16 protein-coding genes are annotated in these 16,474 nt (G+C 65.3%); 7 read left to right on the top strand and 9 right to left on the bottom strand.

Annotated elements, in window-relative coordinates:
* Positions 1-122: 122 nt before the first annotated feature.
* The 5 genes from ACTJK4_RS00115 to ACTJK4_RS00135 all read right to left on the bottom strand — a co-directional run bounded on the left by ACTJK4_RS00115 (position 123) and on the right by ACTJK4_RS00135 (position 5,023).
* Positions 123-1,289: an ABC transporter permease gene (locus tag ACTJK4_RS00115; protein ID WP_232041680.1), complete on the bottom strand. Its 1,167-nt coding sequence runs from the start codon at positions 1,287-1,289 to the stop codon at positions 123-125.
* A complete protein-coding gene (locus tag ACTJK4_RS00120; protein ID WP_440815141.1) occupies positions 1,286-2,257 on the bottom strand; it encodes an ABC transporter ATP-binding protein in 972 nt (323 codons plus the stop codon). Before ACTJK4_RS00120 ends, ACTJK4_RS00115 begins: the two co-directional genes overlap by 4 nt.
* On the bottom strand, positions 2,254-3,228 hold the full coding sequence (locus ACTJK4_RS00125) for an HlyD family secretion protein (RefSeq protein ID WP_316870233.1): 975 nt from the start codon (positions 3,226-3,228) through the stop codon (positions 2,254-2,256). Before ACTJK4_RS00125 ends, ACTJK4_RS00120 begins: the two co-directional genes overlap by 4 nt.
* 38 nt (positions 3,229-3,266) lie before the next feature.
* Positions 3,267-4,013 carry a TetR/AcrR family transcriptional regulator gene (locus tag ACTJK4_RS00130; RefSeq protein ID WP_440815144.1) on the bottom strand — a complete coding sequence of 249 codons (747 nt, stop codon included), beginning with the start codon at positions 4,011-4,013 and terminating at the stop codon, positions 3,267-3,269.
* An 86-nt stretch (positions 4,014-4,099) separates the two neighbouring features.
* Positions 4,100-5,023, bottom strand: a complete 924-nt coding sequence (locus tag ACTJK4_RS00135) for a LysR family transcriptional regulator (RefSeq protein ID WP_440815147.1) — start codon at positions 5,021-5,023, stop codon at positions 4,100-4,102.
* Between the two features lie 118 nt (positions 5,024-5,141).
* On the opposite strand from ACTJK4_RS00135, the gene rocD reads away from it, so the two are divergent.
* On the top strand, positions 5,142-6,368 hold the full coding sequence (rocD, locus tag ACTJK4_RS00140; protein ID WP_440815149.1) for an ornithine--oxo-acid transaminase: 1,227 nt from the start codon (positions 5,142-5,144) through the stop codon (positions 6,366-6,368).
* A 25-nt stretch (positions 6,369-6,393) separates the two neighbouring features.
* On the top strand, positions 6,394-7,323 hold the full coding sequence (locus tag ACTJK4_RS00145) for an arginase (RefSeq protein WP_260803799.1): 930 nt from the start codon (positions 6,394-6,396) through the stop codon (positions 7,321-7,323).
* Between the two features lie 283 nt (positions 7,324-7,606).
* On the opposite strand, the gene ACTJK4_RS00150 is transcribed toward ACTJK4_RS00145, so the two are convergent.
* Together ACTJK4_RS00150 and ACTJK4_RS00155 are read right to left on the bottom strand one after the other, a co-directional pair.
* Positions 7,607-8,005 carry a dihydroneopterin aldolase gene (locus tag ACTJK4_RS00150; RefSeq protein ID WP_045205029.1) on the bottom strand — a complete coding sequence of 133 codons (399 nt, stop codon included), beginning with the start codon at positions 8,003-8,005 and terminating at the stop codon, positions 7,607-7,609.
* Positions 8,006-8,024: 19 nt separating this feature from the next.
* On the bottom strand, positions 8,025-8,843 hold the full coding sequence (locus tag ACTJK4_RS00155) for an SDR family oxidoreductase (RefSeq protein ID WP_232041673.1): 819 nt from the start codon (positions 8,841-8,843) through the stop codon (positions 8,025-8,027).
* A gap of 16 nt (positions 8,844-8,859) precedes the next feature.
* Between ACTJK4_RS00155 and ACTJK4_RS00160 the strand changes: the two genes are divergently transcribed.
* Complete coding sequence (locus tag ACTJK4_RS00160; protein ID WP_440815154.1) at positions 8,860-10,053, top strand: class I SAM-dependent methyltransferase; 1,194 nt, start codon at positions 8,860-8,862, stop codon at positions 10,051-10,053.
* 4 nt (positions 10,054-10,057) lie between these two features.
* Here the strand turns inward: ACTJK4_RS00160 and ACTJK4_RS00165 are convergent, their stop codons facing one another.
* Positions 10,058-11,347, bottom strand: a complete 1,290-nt coding sequence (locus tag ACTJK4_RS00165; protein WP_260803796.1) for a muropeptide transporter — start codon at positions 11,345-11,347, stop codon at positions 10,058-10,060.
* A gap of 97 nt (positions 11,348-11,444) precedes the next feature.
* Here ACTJK4_RS00165 and ACTJK4_RS00170 point away from each other — a divergent pair, with 97 nt between their 5' ends.
* Positions 11,445-12,389, top strand: coding sequence for a M48 family metallopeptidase (locus tag ACTJK4_RS00170; RefSeq protein WP_440815157.1), 945 nt, complete (start codon positions 11,445-11,447; stop codon positions 12,387-12,389).
* Positions 12,390-12,698: 309 nt separating this feature from the next.
* Positions 12,699-13,721, top strand: coding sequence for a hypothetical protein (locus ACTJK4_RS00175; RefSeq protein WP_414560030.1), 1,023 nt, complete (start codon positions 12,699-12,701; stop codon positions 13,719-13,721).
* Between the two features lie 15 nt (positions 13,722-13,736).
* On the opposite strand, the gene ACTJK4_RS00180 is transcribed toward ACTJK4_RS00175, so the two are convergent.
* Positions 13,737-14,663, bottom strand: a complete 927-nt coding sequence (locus ACTJK4_RS00180; RefSeq protein WP_440815160.1) for an EamA family transporter — start codon at positions 14,661-14,663, stop codon at positions 13,737-13,739.
* A gap of 207 nt (positions 14,664-14,870) precedes the next feature.
* Here ACTJK4_RS00180 and ACTJK4_RS00185 point away from each other — a divergent pair, with 207 nt between their 5' ends.
* Positions 14,871-15,341: a MarR family winged helix-turn-helix transcriptional regulator gene (locus ACTJK4_RS00185; RefSeq protein ID WP_392397779.1), complete on the top strand. Its 471-nt coding sequence runs from the start codon at positions 14,871-14,873 to the stop codon at positions 15,339-15,341.
* A 139-nt stretch (positions 15,342-15,480) separates the two neighbouring features.
* Positions 15,481-16,236, top strand: coding sequence for a YdcF family protein (locus ACTJK4_RS00190; protein WP_440815162.1), 756 nt, complete (start codon positions 15,481-15,483; stop codon positions 16,234-16,236).
* Positions 16,237-16,474 lie beyond the last annotated feature (238 nt).

Below are 16,474 nucleotides of genomic sequence, written 5' to 3' on the forward strand. Positions count from 1 at the left end.
GCCTTTCTTTGCTTACCTTTCTTTGGCAAGACAAAGAAAGTAAGTCGGCCCCGGCAGGGGACGAAACAAGGGATGCACCACCAGCGTCAGCACGTCGAATCCACAGCGTCCACATAGCCACCTCAATCCAACGTCTTGCGATAAAACCGCAACGCCACCCCCAACACCACCACCGTAAACACCATCAACGGCCAGATGCTCGGCCACAGCTCAAACCAGCCGTTGCCCTTGAGCAAAATGCCGCGCGTGAGCCGGTTGAAGTACGTCATGGGCAGCAGGTTGCCGATCACTTGCGCCCACTTCGGCATGCCCACGAACGGGAACATGAAACCCGAGAGCAGGATGTTGGGCAGGAAATAGAAGAACGTCAGTTGCGTCGCCTGCAGCTGGTTCTGCGCGAGCGACGACAGCGTGATCCCCACCGTCAGGCTCGCCACGATAAACAGCAGCGCCGACACGTAGACCATCCACACGCTGCCGACAAACGGCACGTGGAAAACGAAGACCGCCATCAGCAGGATGATCGTCACCTGCACCAGCCCGATGAAGATGTATGGGACGATCTTGCCCGTCATCACCTCCAGCGGATGCACCGGGGTGGCGAGCAGGTTTTCCATCGTGCCGCGCTCGCGCTCGCGCGTCATGGCCAGGCCCGTCATCATCACCATGGTCATCGTGAGGATGGTGCCCATCAGGCCGGGGATGATGTTGTACTGCGTGATGCCTTCCGGGTTGTAGAGCTTGTGGATACGCACATCGAACGGCGATGCGGTGCTCGCGGAGCCGCCCGCGCCACCTGCCAGCGGTGACAACGCGCCCTTCATATCCTTGCTGACGACACCCTGCACCAGTTGCGAAAGCGAGGCCACGGCCAGGCCAGTAGCGGCGGGGTCGGTGGCATCGGCTTCCACGAGCAGCGAGGGCTTCTCGCCGCGCACGAGCTTGCGCGTGAAGTCCGGCGGGATCGATACGACAAACTGCAGCTGTCCCTTGGCCAACGCCTCGCGCCCCGCGGTTTCGTCCGGCAGCGTGGTTGCCAAGTCGAAGTAGTCGGAGTTGCGCATGCTGGCCAGGAAGCTACGCGTGAACTCGCTCTGGTCTGCGGCAATCACGCCGGTCAGCAGGTGCTTCGGGTCGGCGTTGATGGCAAAGCCGAACAGGAACAGCTGCATGATCGGAATGCCGATCATCATGGCGAACGTCACGCGGTCGCGGCGCAGTTGGAGGAACTCCTTGAGCACCACGCTCCACCAGCGCACGAACGAAAAGCGATTGCCGTCCGGCTTCATGGCTGCGCCCCGTAGTTGTCGGAGGAGCGCTTCATCATGTGGATGAACACGTCTTCGAGGCCGGTGTTGATGGGATCGGCGCGCATGCCAGATTCCCCGGCGAGCTTGCGCAACGTGCCCTCCAGCGCTTGCGCATCGGCGCCGGTCACGTGCAGCACCGAACCAAACGCGACGGTCTGATCCACGCCGGGCTGCCCTTCCAGCTTGCGGCCCAGCTCAACCACATTGCCACCCGAGACCTCCCACGTCGACAGGCGCTGCCCGGCGATCACCTCATCGGCAGTACCGTGTGCGAGCAGTTCGCCATACGCGATGTAGGCGAGCTTGTGGCAGCGCTCGGCCTCGTCCATGTAGTGCGTGCTGACGAGCACCGAGATGCCCTCCGCCGCCAGCCGGTGCAGTTCTTCCCAGAAGTCGCGGCGCGCTTTCGGGTCGACGCCGGCGGTGGGCTCGTCGAGCAGCAGCAGTTCGGGCTTGTGGAGCATGCAGGCGGCCAGCGCCAGGCGTTGCTTCCAGCCGCCCGACAGCGAGCCCGCGAGTTGCTTGGCGCGCGATGCCAGCCCGAGGTTCTCGAGCGCGTTGTCCACCGCCTCTCGCCGATTGGGCATCTCGTACAGGCGCGCGACGAAATCCAGGTTCTCGCGAATGGAAAGATCATCCCAATACGAGAACCGCTGCGTCATGTAGCCGACGCGCCGCTTGATCTGCGCCGACTGCTTGAGGATGTCGTACCCCAGGCACGAGCCGCTGCCGCTGTCGGGCGTCAGCAGCCCGCACATCATGCGGATTGACGTGGTCTTGCCGCTGCCGTTGGGGCCCAGAAAGCCGAAGATCTCACCGCGCGCGACTTGCATGGAGAGGTCTTTCACAACGTGCTTGTCGCCGAAGTGCTTGTTCAGGCCTCGCACGTCGATGGCGTAGTCGCCATTACGAGCATGCGGTTGACCGTCGTGGCTGGCAGCGCTCATGGCAGCGTAACCTCCACAGGCTGGCCTGGGCGCAGCTTCGGCCCATCAGCCACGGCGGGACGCGCTTCCACCATAAAGACAAGCTTGTCGCGCGTCGTGTTGCTGTAGATGACGGGCGGCGTGTATTCGGCTTCCGTTGCGATGTACGTGACCGTGGCATTGATATCGGCCGCGCAGCCATCGCAGTGCAGGCGCGCGGCTTGCCCGGGCTTGAGCGCGCCGACCACGCCTTGCGGCACAAAGAAGCGCACCTTCACGTTGGCTGGCGGCAGCATGCGCACCACAGGGCTGCCGGCGCCGACCCACTCGCCTTCGCGATACAGCGTGTCGAACACGAGCCCGCCCTGCGTAGCCTTCTGCGCTTTCTGATCGAGCCGCCACTGCGCTTGCGCCACTGCGGCGCGTGCGGCTTCTACCTGTGCGGATTGCGCGCGAATCTGATCATTGCGTGCCGGCAACTGGGCAATGCGCAACTGGTTGGTCAGTTCACGCACGCGCTGTGCGTTGGACTGTGCGGTCGAGCGGCTTGCATCGAGTTGCGATTGTGCGATGCCACCTGCGCGGAACTGCGCCTCGTCTCGCGCCAGCTGCGTCGACGAAAGCTTGTCCGCCGCCACGGCTTGCGCCAGTTGCGCGCGCACCGCATCCACCTCCGGCACACGCTTGCCGACGTTCAGATCGGCGAGTTGCGCTTCAGCGCCTTGCAGTTGCGCGGCTGCCTGCTGGCGAGCTGCCGTCTCGTCCACCGATTCCAGCGCAAAGAGCGGCGCCCCTGCGTTGACGGTCTGCCCGCGCTGCACGCCAAGATGTTCGAGCCGCCCACCCACGGGCGAAGCCACGTAGACGAACTCGCCCTCCACATAGCCCTGGTAGGTGTGGTTGTCTTGTTTGGCGCAACCCGCCAGGGCCATCGCTGCGACCGATGCCAACGCAAACCACCCTGCCCTGCCGATGCACAACGCTTGCCGCATACCGCCCTCCGCGGGATTCGATTGACCTGTCTGTTCGCCTACTTGCGCGCCTTGCTCTTTGGCTTGGGCTTGGGCTTCGCTTTCTTGCCGGCGCTGTCCTCGGGCGCCGCGACGGGGCCGATTCCGTGCAGCAGCAGCGCGGCCACGTGCCGGCCGATGTCCTCGTCGCTCACACGGTCCGCAAGCGGCAGGCGTCCCCAGAGCGCGCGCGTCGCCAGCGGCAGCATCGCCAGGCCGATCAACGACACCATCACCAGCGGCGGCTGCAGTGCCGCGTTCACCGCGCCCGCTGCTTGTGCGCGGGCAATGCGGTCGACCAGCAACGTGGCGCGCTCCAGCGCGATGCGTGCGAACACACGCTCGCGCAACTGGCCGCCCTCGCTGGCGATCTCGCGAATCCACAGCGTCGGAAACCATGGCGTGGCTGCGGCCACCGCCACCATGCGCTGCGCCACGCCGGCCACGGTCTGCGCAAGGTCGGGCAGATGCGCGTCGTCGGCGATGATCGCGAGCGCCGAGCCCGTCACATGGTCGATCAACGGGCGGATGCGCCCCTCCACCACGGCATCGAGCAATTGATCGCGCGTCTTAAAGTGGTAATGCACCATCGGCGCCGTCACCCCGGCTTCGCGGGCGATGGCGGCGAGCGTGGTCGGGCCGACGCCATCGCGCGCAAACAAGGTGACGGCGATGTCGAGCAGGCGGTCACGGAGGTCGTCCTGCGTTGCGCCATCCTGGCGACGGGGGCGGCCTGGGCCGCGCGTGGAAGGTTTGCGGGTTGCCATGCCGCGCATATTAATTGTCGAATTAATTAATTTCAAGGCGACATGTTGGCGTTTGCGGAACAGCCGGGAAGGTTGCGACCGCGCGCCTACACGCGCGCCGCTGCGTCAAGCTGCGCAAGCCGCACAAGCAAGCGGTCTTGCGCTTCGCTCGGAAAGCTCGATGTGCGGCGCACGGCGAACACGGTATTCAGGCAGCGCCGCGCCACGATCGGGCGCACGACCTGCAGGCGCTCGCGCTCCACGGCATCCTGAATGGCATGCAGCGGCAGCACCGACCAGCCCATGCCAGCCTCCACCAAGGTGCTCACCTCTTCCAGGTCGGACACGTGATGTGCGCTGACGGTCGTCTCCGGCATACGCCGGAACAGCGCCTTGAACCACAGCCCGTAGACCGCATCGGATTCGTCATAGGTGACGAAGGGCAGCGCCGCGCAATCAGCCAGCGTGCGTGGCGCACTGTGCTCACGCAATGCGCGGGCGCTGCACGCGAGCACGAATTCTTCGGTGTAGACAGCGTGGTGTTCAAACAGGCGTGACGTGCGCGGCGTATAGACAAAGCCGAGATCGGCTCGGCCGGACTCGACATGGCTGAAGACCTCTTCGTCGCTGCCGAAGGCGAGTTCGAGGCGCACGTCGTCGAGAAGCGGCGCATCGGATTCGGGCGATGGTTTCAGCAGCGCCGGCATCAGCACATAGCGCCCGAAACTGGAGCCGCTCGCCAGCTTGAGCGACACGCGCTCCATCTCGCCGCTGTGCAAGGCGGCGCGCAGTTCATCCAGCCCGGCAAACGCATCGCGACACCACGCACGCACCGACGTGCCGGCACGCGTGAGCACGAGCTTGCGCCCGGAGCGCTCAAACAGCGGCACGCCGAGCCACTGCTCCAACTGCCGCATCTGATACGACAGCGCTGGCTGCGACACGGCCAAGCGATCGGCGGCCCGCACGAAGCTGCCCTCGTTGGCGACGGTTAGGAAACTATGCAGATAGCGCAGCGGCGAGTGCGACATGGCGCCTCAATTCATCAAATTTTTGGATCGAAAAACGAAAAACATTCGATTTGATTTCAAGTCTGTCAGATCGCACAATCCGCCGCAAGTGAACGACCGATCCAGGCAGGAGGCCATCATGACGACCGCAATGCAACATCCGAGCTATGCATTGGAAGACCGTTACGGCGCACGCAACTACGCGCCCTTTCCGGTCATGCTGGAACGCGGCGAAGGCGTGTGGCTCTTCGATACCGATGGCCGGCGCTACCTCGACATGATGTCGGCGTACTCAGCCGTCAGCTTCGGGCACTCGCATCCGAAACTCGTTGCTGCGCTGACCGAACAGGCTGGCCGGCTGACGCTGACGTCGCGCGCCTTCCACAACGTCGAGCTGGGCCCGTTCCTGGCCGACGTCTGCCGGATCACGCGCATGGACCGCGCGCTGCCCATGAACACCGGCGCCGAAGCCGTCGAAACCGCCATCAAGGCCGCGCGCAAGTGGGCACGCGACGTGAAGGGCCTGGCGCCCGAGGCGGCCGAGATCATCGTCTTCGAGAACAATTTCCACGGCCGCACGACGACGATCGTCGGGTTCTCCTCGCACGATCAATATCGCTACGGATTCGGCCCCTTCGCCGCAGGCTTCCGGCGCATCCCGTTTGGCGACGCCGATGCGCTGCGCGCCGCCATCGGCCCCAACACGGGCGCCATCCTGATGGAGCCTGTGCAGGGCGAAGGCGGCATCGTCGAACCGCCTGCGGGCTACCTCAAACTCGCCCGCGAACTGGCCACCCAGCACAACGTGCTGCTCGTGTGCGACGAGGTGCAGACGGGCCTCGGCCGTACCGGCGATGTGCTGGCCAGCTGGCATGAAGGCGTTGACGCCGACTTGGTGGTGCTTGGCAAGGCGCTTGGGGGCGGCATGGTCCCTGTGTCGGCCATCGCGGGGCGCGAGGCGGTCATCGGCGTGTTCCAGCCGGGCGACCATGGCTCCACGTTTGGCGGCAACCCGCTTGCAGCGCACATCGGACGCGCGGCACTTGCCTTGCTGATGGAAGAACAACTGCCACAGCGTGCCGCCCGAGTGGGCGCAGCGTTCATCAATGAGCTGAAAACGCTGGTCGGCCATGGCGTGCGGCAAGTGCGTGGACGCGGCTTGTTGATCGGCCTGCAGCTCGACGCCGACATCGACGCACACGACTTCGCCTTCGCGCTCGCCGAGCGCGGCGTGCTGACCAAGGACACCAACGGCAACGTGGTCCGCCTGACACCGCCACTGGTGATAGGCGAGGCTGAACTGTCACTGGCGCTGGAGGCCATCCGCCAGACGCTGGCCGGCTGGCCGCGGCGCAAAGTGGCTTGACGGAAGAACTCGCAAGGGGAGTGACATGACCATCATCGATCTGATCGGCGCGGCCATCGGCTGCGGCGCGCAAGACGACGGCTGCAAGGACGGCCCGCGTGCGCTGCTCGAAGCCGGCGCTCTGGCGCGGTTGCAGACGCCGGACACGCACGCTGCGCTCGTGCACGACATCGAACTGGCGACGTCGGCCGGGCACAGCCGCTCAGCGCGCCTGGCCGCGCTCCCGGGCGTTGCGGGTTTCTCGCGCGCGCTTGGCGATGCGACGGCGCACAGCGTGCACCAGGGGCATGTGCCCGTGGTGATCGGCGGCGACCACTCGTGCGCCATCGGCACGTGGTCCGGCGTGGCAAACGCCTTGCGGCCGAAGGGTCCGCTTGGCCTGATCTGGATCGACGCCCACCTCGACAGCCACACACCGCAGACCAGCGATTCCGGCGCCATCCACGGCATGCCGCTGGCGGCGCTCCTCGGCCACGGCGCGGCGGCCCTCACACAAATCCGAGATGCCGCGCCAAAGCTGTTGCCTGAACACGTCGTGGTGATCGGCGCGCGCAGCTATGAACCGGCCGAACGCGCGTTGCTGGATCTGCTCGGCGTGCGCGTCATCGACGCCGCCGAAGTGGCACGCAACGGCCTGCGCGCCGTCATGGCCGACGCCATCCGCCAGGTCAAATCGGGCACCGCGGCCTTTGGCGTGACACTCGATCTCGACGCCTTCGACCCCGCCGTCGCACCCGGCGTCGGCACACCCGAAACGGACGGCCTCACCGCTTACGGCATGGCCCAGGCGCTCGCGGCCTGCGCACGCGATGCACGTTTCGCCGCATTCGAACTGGTGGAATACAACCCGCGCCACGACAAGGGCGGGATCACAGCGCGTCTGGCCCTGGACCTGCTGGCCAACGTAGCGGGCGCGTTGCACGCCCAGCGCCGCGAATACGCGACGGCGGCTTGAACCGCCATCAAAAAATTGGACCGCCACCCCCTGCGCACAGACGGTGTGGCCGTCCCCTGCCCTAGATGGCGCCTTGAATTTTTGTTGCAGAGAGGAAAGAGGAAGGGAAACTGTCTGAGCGCAGCGAGTTTTTCCCTTCCCCTCTCTGCGACATAAATTCAAGGAATCCTTCGCCATCTCGGGCGCGCCTTTCTTTGCTTACTTTCTTTGGCAAGACAAAGAAAGTGAGTCAGCCCCGGCAGGGGATGAAAGAAGGGGCGAACCCCCAACAAAGAACAGCCGCTTACGCCTGATCCTTAATCCGAAACACCTCCACCCCCACCGACTCACAATCCGGATACACATCCGGCTTCTCCGTCGACACCCGCGCAGCCAGCACATGCGGGTGCTTGAGCATCGCAGTCAGCACGTCATCGCACAGCGTCTCCTGCAGATGGATATGGCCTTGGGCCATGCGGCGCGCCACGGTCTCGCGCATGAAGTCGTAATCCACCACTTCGTGCAGCTTGTCTTCCGTGGGAGACGAATGCTCCAGCGGCACGTACAGCTCGATGTTGATCAGGACGCGCTGCTCGCCCTTCTTCTCGAATTCGTGCACGCCGATGTTGATCTGCACTTCGTAGTTGCGCAGGAACATGCGGCGGCAGTGCGACAGGCGCGGGTGGGATAGCAGGGAAAGCATGGGGCGTCCGGGGGAAGAATTATTCAGTGAGGAACATCACGTCGCGGGCCAGCGGCATCAGGTGCTGGCCTCCGTCGACGAACAGCGTAGTGCCGGTCACGGCGCGGGCGGTGGCGAGGTAGCACACCGCCTCAGCGATGTCTTCCGGCGTGGACGACTGGCCCAGCGGCGTCATCTGGTGCGCGCGCGCAAACCCGCCTTGCGACTGGTCGCCCGACACCATCGTGATGCCCGGCGCCACGCCCACCACGCGCAACGCCGGTGCCAGCGCTTGCGCCAGCTGCATCGTGGCCGTCGACAGCGCCGCCTTCGACAGCGTGTACGAGAGGAAATCCGGGTTCAGATTGTCGAGCTTCTGGTCGAGCAGATTGATGACGACGCCGTGGCCCTGGGCGCCATCGGCAGTCAGCGCCCGGTGCAGCTCGCGCGACAGCAGCAGCGGCGCCGCCACGTTGGTGCGCATGTGCGTATCGAGCGACGCGTAGCTGAAGCTGGTCGCCACGTCGTACTGGAACAGCGACGCGTTGTTGACCAGGCAAGTGGGCGTACCCAGTGCAGCGATGCAATCGGCAATCAGGCGTCCGGCGGCGGCTTCGTCCGACAGGTCGGCCTGCAGCACGGCGGCGCGGCGGCCGATGGCGACGATCTCGGCGGCCACGGCGTCGGCCTCGGCGCGCGAGCGGTGGCAATGCACGGCCACGTCCCAGCCGTGCCGGGCCAGCGCCAGGGCAATGACGCGCCCCACGCGGCGGCCTGCGCCTGTGACGAGGGCGATGCGCCGCTGTGCAGCGGATTCTGCGGCCGATTCCGCAGTGGACTGGTTGGGCGTCTGCGCCATTGTTTACAATTCGCCGATGAGCAAAACCGTGAGTCTACCGCTTCCCAACGAGGCGGCGCAGGCGCAGTCCGCGCACCTGTTCGCCGTGATCGCCGACGCCATTGCGGCCGCCGGCGGCTGGCTTCCATTCGACCGCTACATGGAACTGGCGCTCTACGCGCCCGGCCTGGGCTATTACAGCGGCGGCGCGGCCAAATTCGGCCGCCGCGTGGAAGACGGCGGCGACTTCATCACCGCGCCTGAACTGACACCGTTCTTCGGCCGCACCGTGGCGCACCAGATCGCGCAGGTGCTGCAGACATTGCCCGAAGGCCAGCGCCACGTGCTGGAATTTGGCGCCGGCACCGGCAAGCTGGCCGCCGATATCCTCACCGAACTCGATGCGCTGGGCGCGCGGCCCGACAGCTATGGCATCGTCGAGCTCTCTGGCGAGCTTCGCCAGCGCCAGCAGGAACGCCTGAACGCGCTGGGCCCTGAGCTGGGGGCCCTCGCGCAGTGGCATGACACGTTGCCCGCGCCGTTGACTGGCGTGATGATTGGCAATGAAGTGCTTGATGCGATGCCCGTGTCGCTGTGGGCGCGGCGCGCCGGCGTGTGGCACCAGCGCGGCGTGGTGCTCGATGCCGACAACGGCCTGCAATGGGAAGACCGGCTCGTTGATCCGTCGGAAGTGCCTGCCAAGCTGGCTGCCCTGCCCGGCACGGATGATCTCGTCACCGAATCGCACGAAGCCGCCGAAGGCTTCATCCGCAGCGCCGGCGCGGCACTTGAGCGCGGTCTGCTGCTGCTGATCGACTACGGTTTCCCGGCCGCCGAGTACTACCACGCGCACCGCGCCAACGGCACGCTCATGTGCCACTACCGGCAGCACGCGCACGACGATCCGTTCTGGCTGCCCGGCCTGCAGGACATCACCGCGCACGTCGATTTTTCAGGGATTGCCCAAGCGGGGCAGGAAGCCGGGCTGGAACTGCTCGGCTATACGAGCCAGGCGCGCTTTCTGCTGAGCGCCGGCGTCGGCGAGCTGCTGATGACGCTTGATCCGTCCGACCCGATGCAGTTTCTGCCGGCGGCCAACGCCGTGCAGAAGCTGCTGTCGGAAGCGGAAATGGGCGAACTGTTCAAGGCCATTGCGCTGGGCAAAGGCATCGATGCGGCACTGCCGCTGGCCGGTTTTACGGATGCCGACCGCTCGAACCGCTTGGGTTAGTCGATCAGGCTGACGCGGCCTTGGCCGCTTGGGCTTCCAAGGCGCGTTCGTTCTGCTCGGCCTCATAGCGGCCAATCGTGCCGCGCATCCACCACAGCAGGACCAGGCCGGGGAAGGCAAACGCCACGGTCATCAGGTAGAACGCGGGCCAGCCATAGGCTTCAACAAGGTAGCCCGAGGTCGGTCCGACGTATACGCGGCCGATGGAGGCCAGCGCTGACAGCAACGCATACTGCGTCGCCGAGAACGACCGGTTGCACAGCGCCATCAGCAAGGCCACAAAGGCCGCCGTGCCCATGCCGCCGCAGATGTTCTCGATGCCGATGGCCACCCCCATCGTCCACAGATGCTGCGGCGTCACGGCCAGCACCCAGTAGCCCAGGTTCGACACCGCCTGCAGCACGCCAAAGAGCAGCAGCGCGCGCACCAGCCCCAGCCGCACCATCAGCGTGCCGCCATACAGCGCGCCCACGATGGTGGCCGCCAGGCCGAGCGTCTTGTTGACGATGCCTACCTCGCCGGCGGAAAAGCCCACGCCGCGGATGAGGAAGGTAGTCGACAGGCTGCCCGCAAACGCATCGCCCAGCTTGTAGAGCACGATCAGCGCCAGCAGCGCCCACGCGCCGCGGCGCGAGAAAAAGTCCCGCAGCGGCCCGACCACCGCTTCCTGCAGGCTGCGCGGCGGGCGCGCCGACACCTCTGGCTCGGGCGACCACAGTGTCGTGAAGATACCCAACGCCATGAGCCCCGCCATCAGCAGGTACATGTTGCTCCAGCCCATGACGCGATCGGCCAGATACAGCGCCAGGCCGCCCGACACCAGCATCGCCAGCCGGTAGCCGAGCACCTTCACGGCCGCGCCGACGCCGCGCTCGCTGGAATGCAGCACATCGGTGCTGTAGGCATCGAAGACGATGTCCTGCGACGCGGACAAAAACGCCACCAGCACGGCCAGCCCCGCCAGCGCCCAGAGCGCGGCGTGCGGCGGCGTGAAGGCCATGGCGGCAATCGACGCCACCAGCCCGGCCTGCGTCAGGACCAGCCAGCCGCGACGACGGCCCATGAGGGGCGGCGTGAAGCGGTCCATCAACGGTGCCCAGAGGAACTTGAAGATGTACGCCTGCCCCACCAGCGAGAACAGTCCGATGGTGCGGATATCGAGCCCTTCCACCGTCATCCACGCCTGCAGCGTGCCCGAGGTCAGCGCCAGCGGCAGGCCGGAGGCAAAGCCCAGCAGCAACATCGCGCCGATGCGGCGGTTTCGGAAAATATCGAGGTAATCGTGGAAGGTCATGCGGCGGGCCGGTGGGGAAGGCGAATGCGGGTTGCCACGTAGCGTGGCGCGGTGCGTTGGCCGATATTATGTCGCACGGATTCGGCCCCTTACCCATATGCCCCGCGCCACACGTTCCCTGCTGATCGCCATCGGCCTCGCACTCTCTGCGCGGGCAACCGCCATGGATGGCCCGCTGCCCGTGCCTGCCGACGGCGTAAAGCTGGAAGCGCCGACCACCACGTCGCCCAACATCCGCCTCGTCATTCCCGCTGAAGAAATCGACAAGCGCGCACTGGCCGAATACCAAGGGATCATCGACAACGCGGCCCACGAAGGTGCCCTCGCGCCCGACAACGTGCCGGATCTGATCCGCATTCGCGGCATCGTCCGGCGCCTCACACCGCAGGCGCCACGCTGGAACCCCGACGCCGCGCACTGGCAGTGGGAGGTCAACCTGATCGGCTCGTCGCAGGTGAATGCGTTCTGCATGCCCGGCGGCAAGATCGCCGTGTTTTCGGGGCTGCTCGAACAGTTCAAGCTGACGGACGACGAACTCGCCATGGCGCTCGGCCACGAGATCGCCCATGCGCTGCGCGAGCACGCCCGCGCCCGCGCCGGCCAGCGCGAGATCACCAACCTTGGCGCCAACGTCATCTCGCAATTGTTCGGCTTCGGCAACCGGGGCGATACCGACCTGGGCGAAGGCGCCAAGATGCACCTGCTGGCCTTCTCGCGTGCGGAGGAAACCGAGGCCGACCTGGTCGGCATGGACATCGCCTCGCGCGCCGGCTACGACCCCCGCGCCGCGCTCACCCTGTGGCAGAAAATGGGCTCGATTGGCGGGACGGAGCAAAAGCAGTTTCTGTCGACACATCCATCGGGACGCACGCGCATGGCCGTGCTGTCGCGCCATTTGCCCGAAACGCTCACGCTATTTGCCGACGCGCGCCATATGACGATGGCGAAGCTGCCGGAATATCGGTCGAACATGCAATATCTGGGCGCCGCGCCTGTTGATAATGGCGATGAGGCGCCGATGCGGCCAATGGTGCGGCGGTAAATAATCATCAACGTATTACCGCGCGTCAGCTTCGATAAGCCGTCCGATTGCATAGCGATGCGCTCGAGAGACACATTGGTAGCCGTTCTTGCGCACAGCATGCTCTGCTCAGGCGCATATCCCCTCGATTTGCAGCGCGTTTTGCTTTCGCAATCGCCTTAATCACCAGCACGCCCACCAGTTAGTGGGGAGTCACCCCGCACTAAGCAAATCCTAAGAAAACAAATTCGCGCCGCTTGTACGCTGCGCCGGCAGATTTTCTGCGCACAAATCTCCACAAAAATCACAGCAACAGGGATACGTACAAAAATGAAGGCATGGGGCAAGGGATTTACAGGAATTGCACTGGCATGCGCGCTAAGCGCCTGCGGTGGCGGCGGCGATAGCGGCGACGGCGGTGTTGCTGACCCGAACAGCTTTTCGGTCAGCGCAACCGTTGGCGGCACCAAGGTGCAAACGTTTAGCGCAAGCAGCGGCCAAACTGCGACGCTGACGGTCAAGTCTGGGCAGGACCTGCGTCTGGACAGCAGCACCGACGTCAATTGGAAGTCCGGCGATGCGACGAGCAATACCGAGGTGTCCGTCAAGGGTGCCAGCACACAAAGCTGGACCGCCGGCCTGAAGAGCCCGCCGGGCGGCACGTTCACGGTGACCGTGACGTCGGCCAAGGACGCGAGCAAGTCGGCCAAGGTGACGGTGACGGTGACGCCGCATGAGTACACGGCAGGAACGCCCAAAGTGGGACGCGTCATCACCCAAACGGAGACAAACTCGCGCCTGAACGGCACGACGGATGTGCATGAGCGAGCCAGCACCACCGTCAATGTTGATACCACCGCAGGCGTGACCTCCACCACTTCGACCCTGGATGGTGCGGCCGATGAGAGCTATACGTCTGACCTTGATGCCAACCGCCTGTCGCGCACCTACCAAAACGGCAACGTCTGCCGCTACACCCCCAAGCGCCCGCTGGTGAACTTCCCGCTGTTCGTGGGCAAAACATGGTCCGCCTCATGGCAATACGGGTGTGTGGCCGGCTACCAGGAACAATCCAGCATCACGTCGACCGTAGAAGCCTACGAACCGTTGGTCACGCCCATGGGCACGCTCAATACATTGCGCATCCACCACGTGATTGCGACGACCAACTCCAACGACAGCCAATTGCAAGGCGGCTCGACCGGAACGGCGGCCTATGACCTGGACGAACGTTGCTGGTGGGATGTCGATGGGCAACGTACCGTCAAGTGCGAGATCAGCTACGCGTACAAGGGCACGGCGCCGACTACCTACCTGAAGAGCTTCTCGTACGTCACGAAGTCGGTCCAGTAAGCACCGCGAGCAGCTTCACCGCTCAACCAGCCCCGCAGCCTTTGCCGGCCTCGCGGGGCTTGTTGTTTGTGCGGCCGCCTTCGCCCGCCGCGACAACGCCATCCCCGCCACCGTCGCGCCCAGGATCAGCACTGCCCCGGCCGTCTGCATCGGGCTGAACCATTCGCCCAAGACCAGCGCACCGAGCACCGTCGCCGTCAGCGGGCTGAGCAGCGAAAGGAATGTCACGTCCGCGCCGAGCACGCCGATGCCGCGCACCCACAGCCAGTAGCCCAACGCCGTGCCGATGACGATGAGGTACGCAAAGCCCACCGCGTTACGCGCCGTGAGCGCGGGCGGCAGACCTTCCACGAACAACGCCACCGGCAGCAGGACCAGCCCGCCGAGCGCGAGTTGCCACGCCGCAACGGCCAGCGGCGTACCGATACGGCCCCAGCGTTCGATGAGCACGGTACCGATCGCCATCGAGAACGCAGCAGCCAGCGCCGCCGCCACGCCGATTGCATCCAGCTTGGCCGCCGGGCCGAGAATCAGCAGCCCCACACCCACCGACCCCGCCAGCGCTGCCGCCAGTTGCGCCGGGCGCGGCTTGCGAGCGAGCAACGGCCACGCGAGCAGCGCGACCACAAGCGGTTGCGCCGACATGATCGTCGCCGCCACGCCGCCCGGCAGGCGCTGCGCCGCCACAAACAACAGCGCGAAGAACACGCCGATGTTCGCCAGCCCGAGAAAAAGCAGCGGCAACAGCTTGTTTCGCGGTGGCAGGCCAGGGCCCAGCAGCATCAGCAGCATCAGCAGCACGCCAGCCGGCAGCGCACGCAGCGCGCCGACCAGCAACGGGTGGCTGACAGGGAGCGTCTGCGTAAAGACGAGATACGTGGTGCCCCACAGCATGGGCGCCAAGGCTGTGGCCAACATCGCAGCCAGACGGTTAAACGGCATAAGAAATCTCCACGTAACGTAATTTGATGTCGAAATAATTGCCTGCAAAAAGAGCTGGAAATACGCAAGCCGTACGCAGGCCGATTGCTGGAGGCCCGCAAACCCGGTACGATTTTTAAAATTCGACATCAAGTAGTTTGATGTCGAAATACTAGGATGGGGTGTTCGATGGGTCAAGGCAATTCAGCGCCGGCACAAGGCGGGCCGATGGACGGCATTCTCGCGCAGTGGCGTCGCGAGCGTCCGGACATCGACCCGAGCCCGATGGCGGTCTGCGGTGAAATCTGGCGCGCGGGCGAACGTCTGCGGCAGGCGGTCGTCGCCAACGTGGCCGAGGCAGAGCTCGACATGGCCGGATTTGACGTGCTGCTCACCCTGCGCCGCAATGGCCGCGAAGAGGCGCTGTCGCCATCAGCCCTGGCCAAGGACATGATGTTGTCGACTTCGGCCATGACCAATCGGCTTGACCGGCTGGAAACTCGCGGTCTCATTGTCCGCAGGACCGATCCCGAAGACCGGCGCGGCCTGCAGATCGCCCTCACCGATGCAGGCTTTGAACTGATTGACGGGCTCGTTGCCTCCCACGTCAAGACGGAGGAGCGCATGCTTGCGGCGCTGGGCCCGGCCGAGCGGTCGATGTTGCGTGCGTTGCTCGGGAAGATTGGCGCGGCGGAGTGACAGGCACATCCGATTGCTGCCTTCAGCCAATCCGCAGCCTGCCGCAACAACCCCGTAAGCAGACGGGTCGCGCAACCGTTCATTCCTCTTTACGATGCCTCCTCACGTATGCGCATAGCGCGCCAACCTGGAGGAACGTGTGAGCTTGACCATCCTGTGTGTGCTGGTGATCGTGGCAGCGGTGTGTGCAGCACGCGGCCGACGTCGGGCTGCGCGCGGGCTGGCGGTGTTCTCGGGTGTGCTGGTGATGGCGATCGGCTGCGGGCCGGTGCCGGCGTGGCTGCTCGATTCGCTGGAAAAGCCGTTCGAGAACGAGCCGCACATCCAATGGGGCGCGCGCAACGCCATCGTGCTGCTGGGCGCGGGTACGTTCCGCGTGGGCGATGCAGTAGAGCCGGGGCTGTTCTCTTACCCGCGCATGGTGGAAGCCGCGCAGTTGTACCAGGCCTGCCGCAAGGCCGACGGCGATTGCAAGATTCTCGTCAGCGGTGGCGATGCCCGTCACCACGGCGAGTCGGAAGCCACGGTCTATGGCCGCGAACTCATCGCCCTCGGCGTCGATAAGGCCGACGTGCTGATGGAACCCAAGAGCATGAACACGTGGCAGAACGCCCAGTTCTCGCGCACGGTGCTGGCGCAATACGCGGCGGATCGCACGGTGCTCGTCTCGTCGGCCATCCATCTTCGGCGCAGCCTGCTGTATTTCACCCACTTCGGCATGGCGCCGGTGCCCGTGCGCGCCGACGATCTGCAGGCCGCGGCGTCGCCCTTGCCGATGGCGTACAACTTTGCGCTGACGGATTTCGCGCTGCACGAGTGGATCGGCATCGCGCGGTATCACGTGTACAACGCGCTGGGCTGGAACCCCGCGCGCATCAACCCCGCCGACGCCTGATTCGGCGCCAGAACGCCAGCGCCGCCCGCGCATTCGAAGCCGCGCTCTAGTGCTTCCGGAGGGGCGCAAAAATCGGGCGCCCGCCTATACTTTGTGCATCGCAACATCCGGGCATCGCAATGCGCCACCTCGGCCGTATTGAAGCTCACCGCCTCATCATCATTGGCAAGCGCGCTTGCCACCACCCGCCCACCGGGCGCGGCCATCCCTGACGGGAATCGCTGACGATTCCTGCGCC

Source organism: Ralstonia sp. 22111, assembly GCF_052045895.1.
GTDB lineage: Bacteria > Pseudomonadota > Gammaproteobacteria > Burkholderiales > Burkholderiaceae > Ralstonia > Ralstonia wenshanensis.